The organism is Bifidobacterium callitrichos (assembly GCF_008698085.1).
Taxonomy (GTDB): domain Bacteria; phylum Actinomycetota; class Actinomycetes; order Actinomycetales; family Bifidobacteriaceae; genus Bifidobacterium; species Bifidobacterium callitrichos.
Window position 1 is genome coordinate 149,277 of record NZ_RZJP01000002.1, and the last position, 21,991, is coordinate 171,267.

A 21,991-nucleotide genomic window follows, 5' to 3' on the forward strand; every position below is an offset into this window, starting at 1 on the left:
ATCGCGGGGCTATTCGGCCTTGAGGGTCGGATGCTTCGTGCGCGAGCGGATGGCGGCGTTGTCCGGCACCTCGTGCGGGCATGGCAGCGAGAACACGTGCGCCGGGTTGTTGATCGCCGAGACCGGCACGCCGTCGGCGTCCTCGAGTCCGCGGGCCGGCACGGTGTAGACGAGCGGAGGCTCGCCGGGCAGCACGAATTCGACGAGCTGGCCGGGTTCGATCTTGTTGCGGCTCATGATGGTGACTCGTCCGCCGCGCTCCGGGCTCCACGAGAGCACCTCGCCGACGACCATCCACGCGCGGAAGTAGGCGGAGCGGTTGGTGTTCTGCGTGACCTTGTGCTCCGGGTAGTAGAAGCCGGTGGAGTAGTCGCGGTGGGCGACCTTGTCCGGCTCGTCGAGCAGCCAGTCGGGCAGGGTGACGTGTTCGGCAGGGCGGACCTTCGCGTGATGCCAGCCTTCGGGCAGCACCTCCTCGCGCGTGTTCGACTTGCGGCGTGCGGAGCGGGCCTTGTAGCTCAGTTCGTCGAGTTCGACGCCGCCGGCGGAACGGGCCGCGGCGTCCTCGGTCGGCGCGGTCGGCACTGTCGGCGCGGCATCGCCCGCGAACTCCAGCCCGATGTCGCCTCCGGGCACGCCGGAGAACGCCTTGTCGGCGTCGCGTTCGATCCGATCGGGCGTCTCGCCGATCGAGGCGGCGTAGTCGGGATCGCCCTCGCGGATCACGCGATCGCGGAACGGCTGCAGCACCGTGCCGTCGGCGGTTTCGAAGCCGCGCTGGACCATGTACTCGTTGACGGCGGTCTTGTACGCGTTGGTCATCGCCGCGATGTAGTAGGCAGACTTGGAGCGACCCTCGATCTTGAGGCTCGTGGCGCCGGAGTCGATGAGATCGTCGATGTGCTCGAGCATGCACATGTCCTGCGAGTTGAACAGGTACGCCCCCTCCTCGGTCTGCTCGATCGGGAAGTACTGTCCGGGTCGCTTCTCCTCGACGATCGAGTACTTCCAGCGGCAGGGCTGGGCGCATTCGCCGTGATTGCCGTCGCGGCCGGTCAGGTAGTTGGAGAAGAGGCAGCGGCCGGAGAACGCCATGCACATCGCACCGTGGACGAAGCATTCGATGTCCATGTCGTCGGGGATGCGGGCGCGGATGTCGCGCACGGCTTGCAGGTCCATCTCGCGCGCGAGCACGACGCGGCGCGCGCCGAACTCGTACAGGGCCTGCGCGGCGCCGTAGTTGGTGACGCCGGCCTGCGTGGAGACGTGCAGTTCGACATCGGGGGCGATCTGATGGGCCATCATCATCACGCCGATGTCGGTGACGATCATCGCGTCGATGCCGGTGTCCTTCAACTGGCCGATGTAGTCGCGCATCGCCTCGACCTCGGCATTGCGGGGCAATACGTTCAGAGTGACGTAGACGCGTGATCCGCGCTCGTGCGCATAGCGGGCACCCTCCTCGAAGTCCTCCAGGCTCAGGTTCTTCGGGGCGGAGCGCATGCCGAAGGCCTTGCCGCCGCAGTAGACGGCGTCGGCGCCATAGTCGACGGCGGTCTTGAGCCCGCGCAGGTTTCCGGCCGGGGCGAGCACCTCGGGCTTGCGGCGCATATGCAGATTCTTACTCATGTCCTCGTTCATCACCCCAACAGTGTAGCGAGAACGGTGTAGCGGTGTATGCGTCGGCGTTGACATCTCACCGTTATGCACATATAATAGAAATGTGCTCAAAGGAGAACAAAATGCATCGTTATATTTCTTTTTTTGTCACACTTTTTATGCTAGCAACCATCTGCACAGTGCCTACTTCAGCTAACGCTACAGAGTATCGCAACGACCATATTCAGGCACAAGCGATAAGCAGCACTGATGGAATAATTCTACGACAGCAATAATGACTTGGATCTACTCCACGACAGCCGGAGGAGGAGGCATGTTGTATTTGCAATGCGCCGTTGTCGGTTATGACAATATCTGTTCTTCAAGGTATCAATGAGGCATATTATGGGAGCTTTAATAGGAGAAGCTGTTATCGGCATAATGGCATTCAGCGTTATCGGCATAGTAGTTTACGCTTTTATAAGAGCATTTAAGAAGCATTAATAAAAAAAGATCCCTATAAAGGATCGCAAGAAAAAACAACGAAAGAATCTAACTTCACAGAAGATACGCCCTGTACGTGAGCCAGCATCTGCGCCGCCCGGCTGTGTCGTCCGGCTGCGCCGCCTCAGCCATGCCGCCCGGCTGTGCCTCCTGCGGTGCCACTCAACGCATTTTTCACCGATTTTGGCGTTGAGTGGCACGACGATGCGTCATTGCCGCCTCACCGCCTTGTTGACGTGTTGTCAAAAGGTCCATTTTCCAACGATTTTGAAATAGCCGATATCGCAGTGGCCGCCCCTGCCGCCGTCTTGTCTGCCACTCAACGTGGAAAATCACCGAAATCGCGTTGAATGGCACGGTTTTCTGCCACTCAACGAACATCAACCGATTGACCTGCGCTGAGTGGCAGACTCATCACGCATCTCACTCCGATCCGCCCCGATCGCCGTATCGGATCCTACGGGATCGGACGTTTTCGCCGCTTCCCCCGCCCTCTCAACGTCGGATCCTACGGGATCGAACGCGATGAGGCGAGAAATGTGGGCTCTCGTGGTGGACCCTGCAGGATCGGACGCAATGGGCTCGGACCGGACCGGACGCTCGGGCCGGATTTGTTTGGCGGGCGGATGGTTGACGCAGGCCTGATATCGTGCTTTAGAAATTCGTTGGTTCCGTTCTCGGCTCCCCTTGTCGGGACGTTGCCGTGAAGCGAACTGCGGAGCTGTTTGCGGAGCTAGTGCGACACGGATCCGGTTCATATCCTTCACAAGGGCCAGCCCGACAAGGCGCGAACAGACCCCGCGACGCGCGGGGATGCATCACAGGACGGCAAGCACGAAGTCGACGAGCAGCTTGATGCCGTAGAGGGTGATGACGCCGCCGCACACGCGGTTGAGTACGTCGATGACCTTCGGGCTGAACTTGTGCGCGAACGCGTTGACGACGAGGGTGACGCCGAGGAACCACAGCACGGAGGCGGTTTCGACGCCGGTGATGAACGGCGTGGTCTGGCCGGCGTTGAGCGTGGCGGCGAACGCGCCGAGCATCAGCGTGCCATCGATGATCGCCTGCGGGTTGAACCAGGTGACCGCGCAGGCGGTGCCGATGGTGTCGAGCAGGCCGCGCATGCCGAGATGCTTGGACGGAGCCGACTGGTCGGCCGGGGCGGCGGCCGAAACGGGTTCGGCCCCGGCCGCATCGCCCTGCCGCTTCCGCTTCGGCAGCACGAGCCCCATGCCGATGCGGATCACGACCAAGCCGCCAAGGCCGAGCACGATGGTCTCGAGCCACGGGTTCGCCTGCATCAGCGCGCCGATACCGAAGAAGCAGGACAGGCTCAACGCCATATCGAAGAAGATGACGATGAGCGCCGTGATGAGCGCGTTGCGGCGCGTGCGCGTCAGCGCCGAATTGATGACGAACAGATTCTGCATGCCGATCGGCGCGATGTACGCCAATCCCATCGTCAGTCCCTGAATGTACAGGCCCATCGTCTACTCTCCCCACGTCTTCATGTTTGGCTGGACCATACACACCCAGCCAAACCAGCCAAATGAACTTCAGCTGAACTCTTCCTTGCGGATGCCTCGAACGAAAATCCGCCATATTCCAATACCATTGCCATATCCTACGCAACGCATTACACTTGACAACCAGCCAAGAACACCACATGCGACCCAGCCAAAGGAGTATGGATGGCACGCAGCGCACCGCTCGACATCGACTGGGCTCCGGATCGCACGTCCGGCAGGCCCGTCACCGAGCAGATCGTCGACTTCATGTGTGAGCGCATTTCCTCGGGCGCCTGGCCGATCGGCTCGCGCCTGCCCAGTCAGCGCGCGATGGCGGAGCGTTTCGGCGTGAACCGGTCCACGGTCATCGCGGCCGTCGAGGAGCTCGCCGACTACGGCATCGTCGAGGGGCGGCGCGGCGGCGGCACGCGCATCGTGAGCAACACGTGGTCGCTGATGCTGCCGGGCGCGCCCGATTGGGCCGACTACGTCTCCTCCGGCTTCTTCAAGGCGAACAACACGACGATCCAGACTATCAACCGTCTGGAATTCGACCATACGAAGACGCGCCTCGGCACCGGCGAACTCGACCCGCGGCTCTTCCCGCGGGACATGTGGCGGCGCGTGGCACGCGAGGCCGCCGACCGGATCGACTCGCTCGGCTATCCGCCACCGGAGGGGTTGGACGTGCTGCGCGAGGCGATCGCCGCGCACATGCGCGAATGGGGCATCGACTGCCGACCCGAGCGGATACTCGTCTCCTCGGGCGCGCTGCAGGGTCTGCAGATGATCTCGGTGAGCCTGCTGTCGGCAGGATCCACCGTGTACGCGGAGGCGCCGAGCTACATCAAGTCGCTGCAGGTGTTCCAGTCGGCCGGCATGCGGCTGACCGGCGTGCCGATGGACGGGCGAGGACTCGACGTGAACGCGCTGGGGAAGCTACTCGGAGATGACACGGCGACGATCGCGCCGACGCTCAACCCGATCAGGGCCACCGACCACGGCGACGCGGTGCTGTACACGATTCCCACCAATCACAATCCCACGGGGATCACGATGCCCGAGGAACGACGGCGTGCGCTTCTCGCCGCCTGCACGGAGCATCGTCTGCCGATCATCGAGGACTGCGCGTATCAGGACCTCGTCTTCGAGGGGCCGACGCCGCGCTCACTCGCCGCGCTGGACGACAACGGCATGGTGATCACGGTGGGCAGCGCGTCGAAGGCACTGGCGCCGGGGCTGAGAATCGGCTGGGTGTGCGCGGACGAGCGCATCGTGCATCGTCTCGCCGACGTGAAGATGCAGATGGACTACGGCGCGAGCGCACTGAGCCAGTGGGTGTTCGCGCGGTTCCTCGACTCCGGCCTGTACGCGGAGTATCTGGAGTCGCTGCGCACCGAACTGCGCCGGCGCCGCGACGCCGCGTTGGAGACGCTGGATCGTCTCTTCGCCGGGCGCGCCCACTGGAACGTGCCGCGCGGCGGCTTCTACATCTGGCTCACGTTCGATGAGCCGGTGCATATGGGACGCCTGTTCCAGCGGGCGATCGAGCACGGCATACTGCTCAACCCCGGAGACATCTACGACTTCCGGGGCAACAACGCGCTGCGTCTGAGCTACGTCTACACCACCCCGGAGGAGTTCGCCGGGGCGGCGCAGGTGCTGGCCGATCTCGTGTGACGTGGGGGCGCGAGGGAAACGGAAATCAGCCGAGCTTGGCGAGCTCGTCCGGGGAGAGCTCGAGCTGGTCGGCCTTGAGGGAGTCAAGGATCGTTTCGGGGCGGTGGGCGCCGGGGATGACGAACATGTGATCACCCTTGGCGAGCTCCCAGGCGAGCACGACCTGCTGGTAGCTGACGCCGTGGGCGGCCGCGACCTCGCGGAACGGGTCGAACTTCGACTCGTCGTACGGGTGACGGTAGCCGCCGAGCGGGCTCCAGCACACGAACGCGAGACCGAGCTTGGCGCAGTAGTCGAGTGTGTCCTGCGTGTCGAGGTGGATCGGCGAGTACTGGTTCTGCACGGCGACGAGCTTGTCTCCCAGGATCGAACGGGCGATGTCGATCTGCTCGATCGAGGCGTTGGAGACGCCGGCCACGCGCGCCACACCCTCGTCGACGAGCTGCTTGAGCGCCTCGATCGACTCGTTGTACGGCACCTCCGGATCGTGGCGGTGCAGGTAGAGCAGGTCGATCGTGTCGACGCCGAGCGCCAGCGCGGACTGCTTGCCGTACTCGATGAGATGCTCGGGCTTGCCGTCGCGCGGCCACAGCGGCTCGCCGTGCTCGCCCCAGACGCGGCGCAGGCCGATCTTCGTGGCGACGGTGACCTCGCTCTTCGGGCCCTTCCACGTGGCGAGCGCCTCGCGCACCAGCTTCTCGCCGGTCTGCTCCTCCTCGCCCGGCGTGTAGTACGCCCACGCGGTGTCGATGTGACGGCATCCGGCGTCGAGCGAGGCGTGCAGCGTCTCGATGCCGACGTCATGCCCGCGGTTGTTCTCGATGGTCAGCGGCATCTCGCCGTGGCCGATCGCGGTGGTGGAGAACGGTCCCAGATTACGATACAGCGCCATGGCTGCTCCCTTCATTCGTCGAAACGGTGACACCCTCAAGCGTAGGCGCACCGCGCGGCTTTCGCCACACGGACGTCCGATACGCATCCGCTGACGCGTACCGGTGGAAGATGGTACGCAATAGTGTACATTCGTGTACTTTGGTACGCATTCGTGTAACTTGGTACGTATTCGCATATACTGAAGGAAGATGCAACGGCAATACGAAACCGCATCAGCAATGCTTCCAGGAAGGAATGAGACTCCGTCATGCCATCCATCAATCCGTTCAAACCGACTGCCGGCAAGATGCCGCCGATCCTCATCGGACGGCAGCCGATCATCGACGACTTCTCGGAGGCGCTTGACAACGGAGTCGGCGCTCCGGGACGCATCATGCTGATCACCGGGCAACGTGGCTTCGGCAAAACCGTCATGCTGACGGAATTCCGACGCATAGCCAAGGCACGACATTGGGAGGTCATCGCGGAAACCGCGTCCACAGGCCTCGTCGCACGACTTATAGCCACTCTCTCCCCCACCGGCATGCGACTGGATCAGGCCGACATCAGCCCATCAATCGGAATCGCAGGCATCGCAACCGCAAGTCTCGGCCAGGCACGATTCTCCGCGGAATCCAATCCGCTCACCCTGCGCAATGCATTGAACAGACGCCTGAACTCCAGGAAGATCGGCAAAGGCAAAGGCATCCTCATCACCATCGACGAGACGCAGGCCGCCGCACACGAGGATCTGGTCGCGATCGCCACCGCCGTACAGCATGTCATCACCGATGCCGATGAAAGCGACGTCCCCGACGCCGACAAGAAGGGCGTCGCCATCGTATTCGCGGGATTGCCATACATGCTCAACGATCTGCTGGACAACGAAGTGACCACCTTCCTGCGCCGCGCACTGCGACGGGAACTGCAGAACGTGCCGTTGCCGGACGTCAGGAACGCCTTTCTGGAGACCGTTTTGGATTCGGGCAAGACCGTCAGCGAGCCCGACGCACGCGAAGCGGCGAGGCTTTCCGACGGATATCCGTATATGGTGCAGCTTGTCGGCTACTACATGTGGCAGTCCGCGCAGCGACGTCACTCCGACGTCATCACCGCTTCGGACATCGCGACCGGCGCGGCGGATGCCTTGCTCGCCTTCGACGACGCCGTCTGCGCTCCCGCCATGGACGGAACCACCAGTGCGGAGCGACTGTTCCTCAAGGCCATGGCGAAGGATGTCCCCGACCCCACGCAGGTCAGGGACATCGCGGAACGCACCAAACGCAGCCGCAGCTGGGTGAGCAAGTACCGCGCGGCACTCATCAAGGACCGACTCATCCGGTCTGCCGGACACGGGCAGCTTGAATTCGCCGTGCCGCATCTCGGGCAGTATCTCCAATCGCTGTAGCAGTCGACCAGTTGGTCGGCTGACCGGTCAACGGCCACCGGAGGTGCCGCCGCCGGAACCGCCGCCGCCTCCGTCGAAGCCGCCGCCGAAGCTCGAGGAACCGGACGACGACGAGGGGGCCGCGGCGCTGATCGTCGAGGAGATGTCGGCGAAACCGGCGCTGATCTGCGTGCCGAGATCGGATAGACCGGACGCGAACGAGTCGCCGCCGAACGCGAAATCACCCGTCGATCCGTTGCTCGACCGGTCCGAACCGGAATAACCGGCGTTCCAGAGGTACGGACGGTACGTCCAGTACCACAGCGAATCGGAGGCGTGCCCGTCGAGCCATTCGGAATCCCTGACCTGCGGATACGCCTTGGCAAGCTGCGCGATGGCCTCGCGCGAGATGCCAAACGCGGCCGCATACACCATGTACCAGTCCCACAGCGCCAGATCAGGCACGCCACGGTCGGTGAAGTCGGAGAAATCGACCATGTAGCGTCTCAGCCCCAGGCATCGGCCGCCGTACTCCTGACCGGCCGGTGTGGGGACATCCTCCACCCCGGCCAGAGCGCAGAACAGGCCGATCGCGAACGGCGGCAATCCGAAGCACAGGGCGGCCACGGCATTGCCGGCGACGGCGAGGTTGAAGATGAAGCACGCCACCCCGAGCATCGTCTCGAGGACTGCAGGCAGAACGTAATACCCTGAGATCGATCTGGTCGCGCCGAGCTGGGCGAACTCGTTGCGCACGGTGGTGCGGAACCGTTCGAGCGATTGGTAGCCCGTCTTCCAGTCCTCGCATGCGTGCTTCATCTGCACGAAATCAAACACCGGTCCGCCGACCCGCCGCGAGATGTCGACGAGCAGATCGAGGCAGGCGGATTCCGACCTGCTCAGTTCCAGCGTCTTACGTCGCGGATCGTAGGGGACGGCGAGCGCCGCCGGCAGGATCACGACCGTGGTGGTCGATTGCGCGGCCCTGACTCGCCTCGTCTGCCGTCCGATCCGCTGCGCGATGGCTGCTGGATCGGCGTGAGCCATGTCGAAGTCGCGGTACAGGTCGGACGGGCCGGGGTAGAGCGCGATCGCCTTCTTCACGGCGAGGGACATGACGGTGGCGGAGAGCGACCGGTCGTCCAGTTTGCCGGAGTGGTGGATGTTCGAGCCCGCGGCGTCGAACACGTCGACGAGCCGTGCGGCGGAGTCGGGACTGATGCCCGGTTTGTCGCGCCAGTATTCGATGTTTCCCTTGTAGCGGGCGGCGCGAAGCGTGTAGAGCGCGCCAAGCACGCCCCATATGCCGAGCGCAATGGCGAGCACGACGCTGCCCGCCCATACCATGACCGTGACACGTGCGCTGTCGCGCTTGCGATCGGCGGCATAGCGCGCCTTGGCGTCCTCCTCGTCGTTGAGCGATTGCAGACGGCCGCCGGCCGCCGTGCGCGCCACGTCGCCGGCGCGGGCGGAGTCGAAGGCGCCGATCACGTTGATGTACCCGCCGACCTTGAGGTCGTACACGGTGAAGTGCATCGTGCCGTCCGACTCACGCGTGACCTCGTTCGTGTTGGCGGTGTGCAGCCAGGTGTGCGGGACGGTGGGGTCGGAGGCGTCCGGCGCACCGGACGAGCCCGTGCCCTCGGGGAATCGTACGACGCCGGTGACCTTGCCGGCCGGCACCTCGTTCTCCTTGGCGATCGGCTCCCACTGGAAGGTGGTCACGTCGTCGTATTTCGTGGCGACGCCGCGCATCGTGAACGATACGTCGATCTTGAGGCTCTTCGCATTGTCCGTGGCGGGGATGTTCCAGCCGATCTCGATGATCCGCTTCCCGGGCTGCGTGTTCGGCGCGAGATTCGAGCCGGGTTCGTACGGCTGCGGATTGGAGTCGCCGCCGGTGACGTCGACGATGTACCAGCGGTTCGCGTAGTCGCTGTCCCAACTGGTGTCGCCGACCTGGTTCGGGTTGCGGAACTCGGTCTGCGTGAACGCCTGCCCGGTGTCGACGTTGCGCACCCGAATGTCGGTGATGTCGATGAGGTTCGACGGGTCGAGCGTGTACCGCCAGTACAGCTGCTTCCACGGCTTGGTATTGCCGTCCTCGTCGTCGCGGGATCGCAGCTTGTAGTCGAGACGCTGCGTGATCTTGAGGTCGCCGTCCTTCGTCGCCGTCGCCTCATAGTCGATGGAACGGTAGCTCAGGCTGGCGGAATCGTCATCGGCCACCGTGACGATGAAGGCGGCGCCGCCGACGATGAGCGCGATGATAAGCGTGATGAGCACCGACTGGAGAGCGGCGCGGACGATGCGGTTTCTCATGGCTTATGTCCTTTTATGTCCTTCGCTTCATTGCGCACTGGGTCGTGCCCGATGGAACCGTCTTCAGAACCGGACCTGAGGCACGGCGCGACTCGCCTCGTCGGCCTCGAAGTACTGCGCCCATCCGTTCCCGTACCCATGACCATTCCCCTTCTTCGGAGCGTCCCCCTATTGGTCGCCCTTCCATTGTCTCACACAATCGGCGGGATCGGCGATCGCCGAGACCATGTTCGTCAATCCAAACCGTCATCCGGGATGATGTTGGCGGGATCATGCGACGCAGAGAAATACTCACCGACCGCCCACAACGGCACGTTGGTGAGCCAATCCTGCTCACGGAATCCCCTCATCGATGTACGATACCCGTGCAATCCGGTGGCTGAACACAGTAGTCGCAGACTTTTGGCATGTACGTTCTCCTCGGCCTTGACCTCCAGCGGCGCGGGACGACCATCATATTGCAGGACGAAATCCACTTCCGCCGTACCTTTGCCCGACGTCCAATAGTAGGGATCCCGGCCTGCCGCAGCGAGCTGCTGGCAGACATACTGTTCGGTCATGGCACCCTTGTATTCCTCGAATGCCGTATTCGACAGGATCACGTCACGGGCCGTCACGTTCATCGCGGCACCAAGCAATCCGACATCGTGCATATACAATTTGAACGCCGACAGGTCCTCGTAATCCCGTAACGGAAGCTGCGGCTTGTCGACACGATACACACGGTGCGCCAGACCGGAATCCACGATGAACTGTATCGCCGTCTCATACTGCGCGCGCCGGGCGCCCTGCGCGATGTGGCCGAAGACGAATTTGTGGTTCTCCCGTCCCAGATGCGAGGGAATGGAACGGTACGCGAGGCGTACGCGCTCAACGTCGATCTCCGGCACATCACCCTTGTGCTTGGAGAAGTCGTTGTCATAGTCAGACAACAGCGCATTCTGACGTCGACGTGCCGCGATGTAGTCATTGTCTCCGTCCAGAAACTCGTTGACGACCTGCGGCATACCGCCGACGAAATAATATCGACGCAGCATGCGTTCCAACCGGTCGCCGAACGCCTCCGCTCGAACGAAGTCGAGAGAGCATACGATGTCGGCGAGCACATCCTGCCCACACGCCCGCAGAAACTCGATGAACGACAGAGGATACATGTCGATCGAATCGATCTTGCCGACGGGGAATGAGCGACCGGCATGGTATGACAAGCCGAGATACGAGCCCGCCGCGGCAATATGCTGTTCGGGCGTATTCTCGGCGAACGCCTTCATCAGCGTGATGGCGGAGGGCACCTCCTGGATCTCGTCGATGACGACCAGCGTACGACCGGGAACGATCTTCACCCCTGTGAACACCTCGATGTTCTCCAACACCTGACGCGCGTCATACCCCGGAGCGAACACGGCGTGCGTGGATTCATCCATGAGATTGAGATAAGCGCACGAGTCGTATCGAGTAGAACCCAGCTCCTTGAGCACGTAGGTCTTGCCCACCTGTCTCGCTCCGCACAGTATCAGCGGAAGTCTGTGTCTGGACTTGCTCCATGACTCCAGTTGACCCATCACATCACGCTTCATCGCGTCCCCTTCCCTGTCTCCGATCACGTTCCGCGCGGTCTGCACACACACTCCAGTCTACCGTCCATACAAGTGTGATACAAAAATACTGACGAAGTATATGCATATCTATGCAAAAATTCTAAGGATGAAATCACTGTTTCACGCAAAAAGATGAAGGACAATAACCGGAACATCACAGCCAAAGGAGTGGGGAGCCGGACCATCCCGTTCGGGACCGTAGGCTTGGCCGAGCGGCCTTGAGCGTGTCCCGAACGGGATGGCCCGGCTCCCCACGGCCCGAGCACTCGGAGCGAACCCGGCGAACCCGTATTCGTTTCTAACTATGAACGGCTATCAAACGCCGGAATCGCAACGTTTCCGAGCTACCGAGACAAGGTGCGCGTCCGGGCCGCGGCTGGCAGACTTGAATCATGACTTCAGATCTTGTGCATCATGGCGAATCCTTCGACGGCACGCCGCTCGGCTTCGCGACCAAATCCATCCACCTCGGCAACGGGGTCGACGCCGAAACCGGCGCCATCCGCCGCCCGATCACCCTGGCGAATGCCTACGCGCTGCCCTACGACCCGTCCGACATCAACTGGTCGAGCTCCGACGTGAACCTGTACACGCGCAACGGCCACCCGAACCAGCGCTATCTCGAGGCGAAGCTCGCCAACCTCGAGGGCGCCGAGGACGCGGTCGTGCTCGCCTCCGGCGTCGCGGCGCTCGCGGCGACCTTCACCACGGTGCTCAACCGCGGCGACCACGCGATCTTCTCCGACACGACGTACATCGCCGCCTACCGTCTGCTCAACCAGATCCTGCCCGAGAAGTACGGCATCGAGACGTCGATCGTCGACACGTCGGATCCGAGGAACATCGCCGACGCGATCCGTCCGAACACGAAGCTCGTCCACATCGAGACGCCCGCGAACCCGACGCTCAAAGTCACGGACATCGAGGCGGCGGCGAAGCTCGCGCACGATGCGGGTGCGCTGCTGTCGGTCGACAACACGTTCAACTCCCCGTTCAACGTGCGACCGATCGACCTCGGCGCGGACATCGTCATCGAAAGCCTCACCAAGTACATCAACGGCCACGGCGACGCCTTGGGCGGCGCGATCGCCACACGCAAGGAGCTCACCGACCAGATCCGCTTCACGTATCAGGTGAACTACGGCGGCATCATCTCGCCGTTCAACGCGTGGCTCATCAACCGCGGTTCGGTGACGCTCCCCTTACGCATGCGGCAGCACAACACCTCCGCACTGGCCATCGCGAAGCACCTCGAATCGCTGCCGCAGGTGCGGTTCGTCGCCTATCCGGGACTCGAATCGCATCCGCACCATGATGTCGCGGCCCGTCAGCTCGCCCGCCCGGATGCGGGCTTCGGCGGCGTGCTCGCCTTCGGCCTCGACACCGATCACGAGGGCCACAACCGCTTCGTCTCCAAGCTCAACGTGATCACCTCGGCCGTCTCGCTCGGCCATGACGAGAGCCTGATCGTGTTCCTCGGCGAGGACGACGAACGCCAGTACCTCTACCCGCCAGAGTTCCACCGCGGTTTCTTCCGTCTCGCCGTCGGCCTCGAGGACACCGACGACCTGATCCGCGACATCGACCACGCCCTGGCCGAAGCGGAGTTGTAAGGGCGAGTCCGGATCATATCGGTTGTGCATGTCTGCTAGCGGCAACCGGACGCAGAAGGGGTCTGTCACCGGAAATCAACCGGTGACAGACCCCTTTCATCACTCAGCGGCTATGCCGCGAGGGATCCGATCAGTCCTCGAATGCCGAACCGCCAAGCGGAAAGCCCAGCGGGCTTTCCGTAGGTGAGGCGAGCGGCTATGCCGCGAGGGATCCGTGAGAGGACGATCAGTCCTCGAACGGATCAAAGTCGCGACGCACGCGGCGGCGCGGGCGCTCGGTGCGCTCGATGCGGTCGGCGTGGTACTCGTCGTAGTTCTCGTCGGTGGCGTAGCGCGGGTTGCGATCGTAGCCGCCACGGCCGCCACGCGAGGAACGACGGTCGTCGTCACGGTCGGAGGAGCGACGGCGACGCGGACGGTCGTCATCACGATCGGAACGATCGGCGCGGGAGACACGGTCGGCACGGGAGGTGCGACGGTCATCGCGATCGTAGTCGCGGTCGTCATCACGGTCGGCCGAACGGCGGCGACGCGGACGATCATCGTAATCGTCATCGCGCTCGTCGCGATCGTAGCTGCGGGAGGCGCGGCGATCGTCGTCACGGGAGTCGAGATCGTCACGATCGGCGGCACGGCGGCGACGCGGACGATCATCGTAATCGCGATCGTCATCATCGGCCGGACGGCGGCGACGCGGACGATCATCGAAGTCACGATCGTCACGACGGCCACGGCCGGCGGAACGGCGATCGTCACGGCCGGCGCGACGATCGTCGCGATCGCCACGATCCCCACCGCGAGAGCCACGGGCTGCGCCGGATTCCTGATCCTCGAAGCCCGGGATCGCAAGGCTGATCTTGCCGCGATCGTCGACGCCCTGGACGACGACCTCGACGGTGTCGCCCTCCTTGAGCACGTCCTCGACCTGATCGATGCGCTCGCCGTTGGCGAGGTTGCGGATCTGGGAGATGTGCAGCAGGCCGTCGGTGCCCGGCGTGAGGTTCACGAACGCGCCGAAGCTCGTGGTCTTGACGACCTTGCCGTTGTACACCTCGCCGGCCTCCGGCACGTGCGGGTTGGCGATGGAATCGATGATCTGCTTCGCCTTCTCGGCGGCCTCGCCGCCCTCGGAGGAGATGAAGACGGTGCCGTCGTCCTCGATCGCGATCTCGGCGCCGGTGTCCTCCTGGATCTGGTTGATCATCTTGCCCTTCGGGCCGATGACCTCGCCGATCTTCTCGACCGGGATCGTGGTGGTGATGATGCGCGGGGCGAACTCGCTCATCTCGGCCGGGCCATCGATGCACTCGTTGATGACCTCGAGGATCGTCGTACGGGCGTCCTTGGCCTGCTGCAGGGCGGCGGCCAGAATATCGGCGGGGATGCCGTCGAGCTTGGTGTCGAGCTGCAGGGCGGTGATGAACTCGGAGGTGCCGGCGACCTTGAAGTCCATGTCGCCGAACGCGTCCTCGGCGCCCAGGATGTCGGTGAGGGTCTTGTAGACGTGCTTGCCGTCCACGTCACCGGAGACCAGACCCATCGCGATGCCCGCGACCGGAGCCTTCAGCGGCACGCCGGCGGCCAGCAGGGACAGGGTGGAGGCGCACACGGAGCCCATCGACGTCGAGCCGTTGGAGCCGATGGCCTCGGAGACCTGACGGATGGCGTAGGGGAACTCCTCGCGATCCGGCAGCACCGGGACGAGGGCCTTCTCGGCGAGGGCGCCGTGGCCGATCTCGCGGCGCTTCGGGGAGCCGACGCGGCCGGTCTCGCCGGTGGAGTACGGCGGCATCTCGTAGTTGTGCATGTAGCGCTTCGACTGCGGGCCGGACAGGGAGTCGAGCTGCTGCTCCATCTTGAGCATGTTCAGCGTGGTGATGCCCAGGATCTGGGTCTCGCCGCGCTGGAAGAGGGCGGAGCCGTGAACACGCGGCACGATGTCCACCTCGGCGGACAGGGTGCGGATGTCCTTCAGGCCACGGCCGTCGATGCGGTAGTCCTCGGTGAGGATGCGACGACGCACGATCTGGCGCTGCAGCTCCTTGAACGCGTTGGACAGCTCCTTGTCCTTCTCGTCGTCCGCCATGTCGGTGAACTCGTTGGCGAGGATGGCGCGCACGTGTTCCTTGATCTCGTGGATGCGATCCTGACGCGGCAGCTTCTCCGCGATGGTCAGGGCCTCATCGAGATCCTTGTGGGCGATCTCGTCGATGCGGGCGTACAGCTCGTCGGTGTACTCCGGGAAGAGCGGGAACTCCTTGGTCTCCTTGGAGGCCTTCTCCTTGAGCTCGTTCTGCGCCACGCAGATGGTCTTGATGAACGGCTTGGCGGCCTCGAGACCCTCGGCCACGACGGCCTCGTCCGGCTTGGCCTGGCCCTCGTCGTAGATCAGGTGCCAGGCGTTCTTGCCGGCACCCGCCTCGATCATGGCGATGGCGACGTCACCGTTGTCGATCACGCGGCCGGCGACCACGATCTCGAAGACGGCGCGCTCGCGCTCGCTCCACTTCGGGAAGGCGACCCACTGGCCGTCGATCAGAGCCAGACGCACGCCGGAGACCGGGCCGGAGAACGGCAGACCGGAGATCATGGTGGAGGCGGAGGCGGCGTTCAGGGCGAGCACATCGTACGCGTCGTCCGGGTTGACGGCGAGCACGGTCTCGACGACCTGCACCTCGTTGCGCAGCGTGTGCGGGAACAGCGGGCGCAGCGGGCGGTCGATGATGCGGCAGGCCAGGATCGCGTCGTTGGACGGACGGCCTTCGCGGCGGAAGAACGAGCCCGGGATCTTGCCCGCGGCGTACATCTTCTCCTCGACGTCGACGGTCAGCGGGAAGAAGTCGTAGTTCTCCTTCGGGTTGGAGCCGGCGGTGGTGGTGCTCAGCACCATCGTGTCGTCGTCCAGATAGGCGGCGACGGCGCCGTCGGCCTGCTGGGCGAGGCGGCCGGTCTCGAAGCGCAGCGTGCGCTTGCCGAATGAACCATTGTCGATCACGGCCTCGGTGGCCTTGATTTCGGGACCCTCCATAGGGTTCCTCCTTTTTCTGTTATCGTGTGTTCTTTTTCCTACGGACATGTGCCCATCTTCAGCTGGGCGGGCTCTTACATTCGCATGTGTTGCGGGCGTGTGCTTCGGCCTTGCGACCCCGCGGCCTTCTGTCATTGTCGCTTCCGGCAGCCTCTGGTTTCCCCCGTGACGTGCCTCGACCGCGTTTCCCTCGTGTCAACCCCGAGAGGTGAGTCCTCTTGTCGACCCCGACCGGTCCGGACCTTCCGGCCTGCGGAGCCTATCCTCCTGGCTCGTTCCTACTTCGTTCGTGTTGCCATTGTCAGGCGTATGTAAAACGCCCGAGTGCCATTGGCGCCCGGGCGGAAGTCTTCTATCGACGCAGACCAAGCTTCTCGATCAGCGCACGGTAGCGGTTGATGTCGTTGCGCTTGAGGTAGTCAAGCAGGGAACGACGGGAACCGATCATCATCTGCATACCACGACGGGAGTGATGATCGTGCTTGTGCTCCTTCAGGTGCTCGGTCAGATCGGCGATGCGCTTGGACAGCAGAGCGACCTGGACCTCCGGAGAGCCGGTGTCGCCTTCGTGCGTCGCGAACTCGTTGATAATCTGGGACTTCTGTTCAGCCGTCAGTGCCACGGCGTCCTCCTTCAAGGTTGTTTGTTGCGCGGTGCCTCAGGCACGCTACCTGAAGCGCTCTCTATCCGCGGGCGATTTACGCCAAATGGAGAGTATAGGGCACAGTGCGGACCAGCACAATGCGGACCGATCACACCGTGGTGAGCAGGCCGCCGAACATGACGACCAGAAGGGCGATCACCTCGATGACGAAGAAGAGGATGAACGAGGCCCAGCTGCGGGTCAGGACGTTCAGGGGCGAATCCTTTTTGATGATGACGAGCAGCCCTACCCAGACGACGGCGAACACGGCCACGCCGAAGCCGGCGGCGATGATGCCGAGGTTCGTGGCGTTCGCGATCGTGGCGGAATCACCGTAGACGACGTACGTCGAATACCAGAAGTCGAATTTGAGCAGGCAGATGCCGGCCACGAACTGTTCGGCGGCAAGACCTATCGCGAACACGATGCGCCACAGCCAGCGGCCGGAATCGACGACGGCGAGGCCCAGACTGGCGACGGCGACGAGGGTCACGGTCCACGAGACGAACGCGGCGCCCTGCGGCGTGAACATGCTCAGGCGCTCGGTCAGCCACGCGGTGCTGCCGACGGCGAGAGCGCGGCCCAGCCAGTACGGTCCGATGATCGCGGCGAGTACGGCGGTGAAGTACACGGCCCATTGCGCGGGGTGCGAGCGACGGCGTTCGATGTCGGCGAGGGAGAGCTCCGTCACTGGGATGGTGGCGTCGGGGTGCTTGGACACCTCGACCGTCTCGACCTTGCCGTTGACGATCTCGACGGCCTCGTTGTCGGCCTCGTTGTCGGCCTCGCTGTCCCCGCTGGCGTGTGTCATAGCCCTCCCGTCGACACGTCCGTTCCTGCATTGTCGGTTACATGGTACTCGGATGCGCGCACGGCGTCTTTCACGCCCGGGCGGCCCCGGATACGCGAACAGGCCCCGGAATCGCGTGATTCCAAGGCCTGTCAGGTGGAGCGGATGACGGGAATCGAACCCGCGTAATCAGTTTGGAAGACTGAGGCTCTACCATTGAGCTACATCCGCGTGCCGCACCGTTCGCGCCGGGATGCACCCGGACGAACGAAACAACTCGAGCAATTATACACGAGGGGTGGGCAATACGCCGACGTCGGCGGTGCGCACCGTGTGTTCCGCGCCGTCGGCGGTGCGCAGGATCAGCGAGGCGTCGGGGTTCAGGTCCTCGGCCACGCCCTCCAGCTCCGTGCCGTCGACGAAGTGCGCGACGGCGTGTCGTCCGAGCGTGTAGCTGCGTTCGCGCGTCTCGCGCAGCAGCACGGCCGCGCGTCGCCCCGGATCGGACACGAACGCGGCGAGGCGACGGCGCAGGGAGCGCACGACGCCGGCGGCGATCGCGTCGCGCAGACCGTCGGGCGAGGGCAGCGGCGCGTAGTGCAGCTGCAGCGAGGTCGATTCGTCCGTCGGCAGTCGATCGGCCGGCACGTCGAGGTTCAGTCCGATGCCGAAGACGATGGCGACGGACGACGCGTCCGCGTCATCGCCCTGTTGCGGCAGCGGGACCATTTCGGCGAGTATGCCGCCGAGCTTGCGACCGGCGAGGTACACGTCGTTCGGCCATTTGAGCCGCGGAGCGGCGGCCACGCCGACCGTATCGGCCGCCAATGGGCGGGCACCGCTGATGGCGAGCGCGTCGTCGATGGCGTCGAGCGCGGACAGCCCCGCGATCATCTGCAGCCAGCCGTTGACGGATTCGTCGACGGCGACCGCGCGCGGCACGGCGACGACGAAGGTCACGGTAAACGACTCGCCCGGCCGGCTCGTCCACGTGTGGTCGAGGCGACCGCGGCCGGCGGACTGCGTGTCGGCCGCGACGACCGCAATCTTCATGGGATTGGCGGGATTGGACAGCCCGACCAGGTCGATTCGACCGTCCGCCACCATCTGGCGGGCGAGCGTGTTGGTCGAACCGACCTCGTCGAGGAGCGTCACCTGATCGGCGGCGCGGCAGGTCGCCGGCATTCTCACGGACGCGGCCGACGTGCCATCCGAGGACATCGCATTGTTGAGCACCATGCCCTCCACGATAGGACGCGATCGGCGAAGTCCTCGCTGCCGTCTCGTTCCGGCGGCATCAGGATGTCTGGCGCGCGCGTCGGCCGGACGTCACTCGTGGGTGACGATCACCTTGTACTCGTACGGGGCGAGGGCGACCGGCTCTGCGGGCAGCGTCGCGTCGGCGGTGCTGTCCATCACGGCGGTGGCGTCGCGATCGGCGAAGTTGAACAGGCCGACGATCGTGCGCTCGCCCTGCTTGCGGACCACGGCGAGGACGCCGTCGTCGCGCGTGTCCCACGTGGTGACCCACGCGTCGGGCGCGAAGCAGGGGTCGGAGCGCATCTCGCGCAGCCCCTCCATGCCCTCCCACAGGCGGCTCTGCAGCGTGCCCTCGGTGTGGCGCTCATCTGCCTTGTTCCAGTCGAACGGGCTGCGGTGCAGGTTGCGGCTGTCCTCGACGCGATCCGGATCCTCCTTGTACTCCCAGCCGTTGAGCTGGCCGATCTCGTCACCGCAGTTGAGCATCGGGAAGCCGCGCAGGAACGCCATCGCGCGATGCATGAGCAGGTCGCGTCCGATGGCCTTCTCGTAGGCCGGCTTGTCGTGGGTGATGATCGCCTTCTCAACGCCGCACAGGGAGGCGGTGGTGCCGCAGCTGCGCGCGTCCTTGGACGCCTCGTCGTAGTTGTACAGTTCGCCCATCGCCCAGCTGCCGGGCTCCGCGCCCTCGTAGAAGTGGTAGAGGAACTCCTTGTGCTTGAGCGGGTCGATGGCGAGGCGCACCTCCTCGTCCTCGTCGAGGCCCCAGCCGATGTCGTCGTGGCAGCGCAGGTAGTTGACGAACCAGCAGTTCTCGGGCAGGGCGTCGAGCTTGTCGATCTGGGCCTTGAGCAGTCGGGTGTCGCCGTTGGCGAGCGCGCTCCACAGGTTCACCATGATCGAGACGTTGTACAGCATGTGGCATTCGGGGCGCTCGGGCGTGCCGAAGTAGGCTGCGAGCTCCTTGGGCGCCATGACGACCTCGCCCTTGAGGACGACGGCCGGGCAGACGATCTCAAGCATCATGCGCATCATGCGCACGATCGTGTGGACCTGCGGCAGGTTGCGGCAGTTGGTGCCGAGCTGCTTCCAGATGTAGGGCACCGCGTCGAGGCGGAACACCTCGACGCCGAGGTTCGCGAGGTGCATGACGGAGCTCATCATCGCGACGAACACCTTGGGATTGCGGTAGTTGAGGTCCCACTGGAACGGGTAGAACTGGGTCATCACCCACTTGCCCATCTTCTCGTTGTACGTGAAGTTGCCGGGCGCGGTGTTCGGGAAGACCTGCGGCACCTGCGCGTCGTACTGGTCGGGGACGGTGCGGTCGTCGTAGCAGAAGTAGTAGTCCTGATACTTCGGATCGCCGGCCTCGGCGGCCTTGGCCCAGCGATGGGAGGAGGCGGTGTGGTTCATCACGAAGTCGAGGCACAGGCTGATGCCGGCCTCGCGCAGCTTCCTGGTGAGCGCGGCGAGGTCCTCGTTGGTGCCGATGCGCGGGTCGACGGCGTCGAAGTCCTCGATGGCGTAGCCGCCATCGTTGTCCGGGTGGGGCATTTGAAGCAGGGGCATGAGGTGCAGGTAGGTGAGCTTCTGCTCCTTCAAGTAGTCGATTTTTCCTGCGAGCTTCTTCAGGTCGCCGGCGAACAGGTCGGTGTACATGGTCATGCCGAACATGTCTCCGCGCTTGTACCACTGCGGGTCCTGCTCGCGGGTTTCGTCGAGGGCCTTCAAGTCGGCGGGGCGGGCGGCGTATGCGTCGGCCATCGCGCGTTCAAACTCGTTGAGTTCGGCGGACTCGCCGTAGAGCATGCGGAAGAGCGATTCGAGCTCGTCGCGGTGGCGGTCGAATCGGGCGGCGAAGATTCCGTCGTCGGACGCCGTGGCGGCCGGTTCGATCGGCTCGACGGCCTCGACCGGCTTAACGGGCTGCGACGGCTTGACAGACTTGATGGACTTGGACTTCGCGGCGTGGGACTTGGCGGACATCATCGCTCCTTGACTGGTCGTGCTGGACTGCACTCAACTTCACTTCATTGTTCTGTCGTTCGATGCCGTTGTGCTGCATCGGCGTTGACTTCATGGTATACGCGCGCGCACGTAATATCAAACCGGTTCGATATCGGCGTGTCGAAACGGTTCGATACCGACCGTCATCGATGTGTCGTCGATACGGCACGGCAACCGTCCCACGCATGGGGAGACTCGGCTACGTTGACGATCAGTCGCCGTCGATGATCACCATCGCGGAGGCGACAGGGCCGTCATGGCTCAGGGAGACGTGGATGCGCGCCGGCAGGTTGCCGGCGGTGCCCGATGCGGCGCCACGAGGCGATGTACCGGAAGCGCCGCGCATCACGGCGTACGGGCCCATGGAGGGGTCAACCGGTCGGGAGCCGCGCATCACGGCGTACGGGCTCGCCTCCGCTCCGCCGGCGCCCAAACCGGAAGTCGAGCCGATGCCCGACCGGCCGCCGCCTTCGAAGGCCGAGACACTCGCACCGGCGAGCACACCTCCGATCGAGTCACGGAACGCCTCGGCGGGCCGACCGGTCAGGGTCACGTGGGGTACGCCGCGCGAATCGTCGAGGATCTCGACGCCTGACCACGGGAAATCATCCAGCGTGAACGGGTAGTCGCCCTCCCCCAGCGCCTCGCACCACGCCTTGAGGAACGCCTCCTTGCCGGCCCACTTGGCAGCGAGGTGCACGGCCTCGCCGTCGTTCTTCAGACGTGCGCGGGCCGAGGCCTGCCGCACTTCGCGCACCGAGAACAGGTTACGCATGCGAGAGCCGGGCTCGGCCAGCTGCCCGCCGAACGCCACGACGTCCACCACATCATGGCCCAGTCCATATACGCTCATTGAGGCTCCCTTTCACCTTGCGTCAACAGCACGCATGTCAACAGCATGCGTGCGCCACTGCCATGTGCGTCATCGACATGCCCGACGACATCAACTTCATGCGTCACAACAATATCCCCACAGACGCTATCTGCGTTACAAGGGGTACATTTCCTCGACTGCGGACATCTATCTCGCTTACGAGAGGTACCCACGCGAAGTATCAAAGCCCATATGTGGCTTGATTCCGTTGGAGTCAAGCCATTTTGATGCCTCTATACCCGCGGCAGGTACCCCTCGTAAGCGAGATAGATGTCCGCAAGACCGCAGAAGTACCCCTT

The 21,991-nt window shown here is 64.0% G+C and carries 14 protein-coding genes and 1 tRNA gene; 3 read left to right on the forward strand and 12 right to left on the reverse strand.

Annotated features, from left to right (window positions below; genetic code table 11):
• Positions 1-9: 9 nt before the first annotated feature.
• Positions 10-1,629, reverse strand: coding sequence for a peptidase U32 family protein (locus EMB92_RS05305; protein WP_190973566.1), 1,620 nt, complete (start codon positions 1,627-1,629; stop codon positions 10-12).
• A 1,292-nt stretch (positions 1,630-2,921) separates the two neighbouring features.
• Positions 2,922-3,593 (reverse strand): LysE/ArgO family amino acid transporter, encoded by a 672-nt coding sequence (locus EMB92_RS05310; protein WP_107043944.1) that lies wholly within the window; start codon positions 3,591-3,593, stop codon positions 2,922-2,924.
• A 204-nt stretch (positions 3,594-3,797) separates the two neighbouring features.
• On the opposite strand from EMB92_RS05310, the gene EMB92_RS05315 reads away from it, so the two are divergent.
• Positions 3,798-5,294 carry an aminotransferase-like domain-containing protein gene (locus EMB92_RS05315; RefSeq protein WP_150394031.1) on the forward strand — a complete coding sequence of 499 codons (1,497 nt, stop codon included), beginning with the start codon at positions 3,798-3,800 and terminating at the stop codon, positions 5,292-5,294.
• Positions 5,295-5,319: 25 nt separating this feature from the next.
• Here the strand turns inward: EMB92_RS05315 and EMB92_RS05320 are convergent, their stop codons facing one another.
• Complete coding sequence (locus tag EMB92_RS05320; RefSeq protein ID WP_043164648.1) at positions 5,320-6,186, reverse strand: aldo/keto reductase; 867 nt, start codon at positions 6,184-6,186, stop codon at positions 5,320-5,322.
• 249 nt (positions 6,187-6,435) lie between these two features.
• On the opposite strand from EMB92_RS05320, the gene EMB92_RS05325 reads away from it, so the two are divergent.
• Entirely contained in the window at positions 6,436-7,575 is a 1,140-nt protein-coding gene (locus EMB92_RS05325; RefSeq protein ID WP_150394032.1) for an ATP-binding protein, read from the forward strand.
• A 27-nt stretch (positions 7,576-7,602) separates the two neighbouring features.
• Here EMB92_RS05325 and EMB92_RS05330 read toward each other — a convergent pair whose 3' ends face one another.
• Together EMB92_RS05330 and EMB92_RS05335 are read right to left on the reverse strand one after the other, a co-directional pair.
• Positions 7,603-9,876 carry a DUF2207 domain-containing protein gene (locus EMB92_RS05330; protein ID WP_150394033.1) on the reverse strand — a complete coding sequence of 758 codons (2,274 nt, stop codon included), beginning with the start codon at positions 9,874-9,876 and terminating at the stop codon, positions 7,603-7,605.
• 233 nt (positions 9,877-10,109) lie between these two features.
• A complete protein-coding gene (locus EMB92_RS05335) occupies positions 10,110-11,453 on the reverse strand; it encodes an ATP-binding protein (protein ID WP_150394034.1) in 1,344 nt (447 codons plus the stop codon).
• 413 nt (positions 11,454-11,866) lie between these two features.
• Here EMB92_RS05335 and EMB92_RS05340 point away from each other — a divergent pair, with 413 nt between their 5' ends.
• Positions 11,867-13,087 carry a trans-sulfuration enzyme family protein gene (locus EMB92_RS05340; RefSeq protein WP_150394035.1) on the forward strand — a complete coding sequence of 407 codons (1,221 nt, stop codon included), beginning with the start codon at positions 11,867-11,869 and terminating at the stop codon, positions 13,085-13,087.
• Positions 13,088-13,313: 226 nt separating this feature from the next.
• Here EMB92_RS05340 and EMB92_RS05345 read toward each other — a convergent pair whose 3' ends face one another.
• The 7 genes from EMB92_RS05345 to EMB92_RS05375 all read right to left on the reverse strand — a co-directional run bounded on the left by EMB92_RS05345 (position 13,314) and on the right by EMB92_RS05375 (position 21,671).
• Positions 13,314-16,115: a polyribonucleotide nucleotidyltransferase gene (locus EMB92_RS05345; protein WP_150394036.1), complete on the reverse strand. Its 2,802-nt coding sequence runs from the start codon at positions 16,113-16,115 to the stop codon at positions 13,314-13,316.
• A gap of 352 nt (positions 16,116-16,467) precedes the next feature.
• Positions 16,468-16,737 (reverse strand): 30S ribosomal protein S15, encoded by a 270-nt coding sequence (gene rpsO, locus EMB92_RS05350; protein WP_043164734.1) that lies wholly within the window; start codon positions 16,735-16,737, stop codon positions 16,468-16,470.
• A 130-nt stretch (positions 16,738-16,867) separates the two neighbouring features.
• On the reverse strand, positions 16,868-17,569 hold the full coding sequence (locus tag EMB92_RS05355) for a hypothetical protein (protein ID WP_150394037.1): 702 nt from the start codon (positions 17,567-17,569) through the stop codon (positions 16,868-16,870).
• Between the two features lie 136 nt (positions 17,570-17,705).
• A tRNA-Gly gene (locus EMB92_RS05360) sits at positions 17,706-17,779 on the reverse strand.
• A gap of 54 nt (positions 17,780-17,833) precedes the next feature.
• Positions 17,834-18,787 (reverse strand): biotin--[acetyl-CoA-carboxylase] ligase, encoded by a 954-nt coding sequence (locus EMB92_RS05365; RefSeq protein ID WP_223847589.1) that lies wholly within the window; start codon positions 18,785-18,787, stop codon positions 17,834-17,836.
• Between the two features lie 90 nt (positions 18,788-18,877).
• On the reverse strand, positions 18,878-20,797 hold the full coding sequence (locus EMB92_RS05370) for an alpha-amylase family protein (RefSeq protein ID WP_150394038.1): 1,920 nt from the start codon (positions 20,795-20,797) through the stop codon (positions 18,878-18,880).
• Between the two features lie 232 nt (positions 20,798-21,029).
• Positions 21,030-21,671 (reverse strand): holo-ACP synthase, encoded by a 642-nt coding sequence (locus EMB92_RS05375; protein WP_150394039.1) that lies wholly within the window; start codon positions 21,669-21,671, stop codon positions 21,030-21,032.
• Positions 21,672-21,991 lie beyond the last annotated feature (320 nt).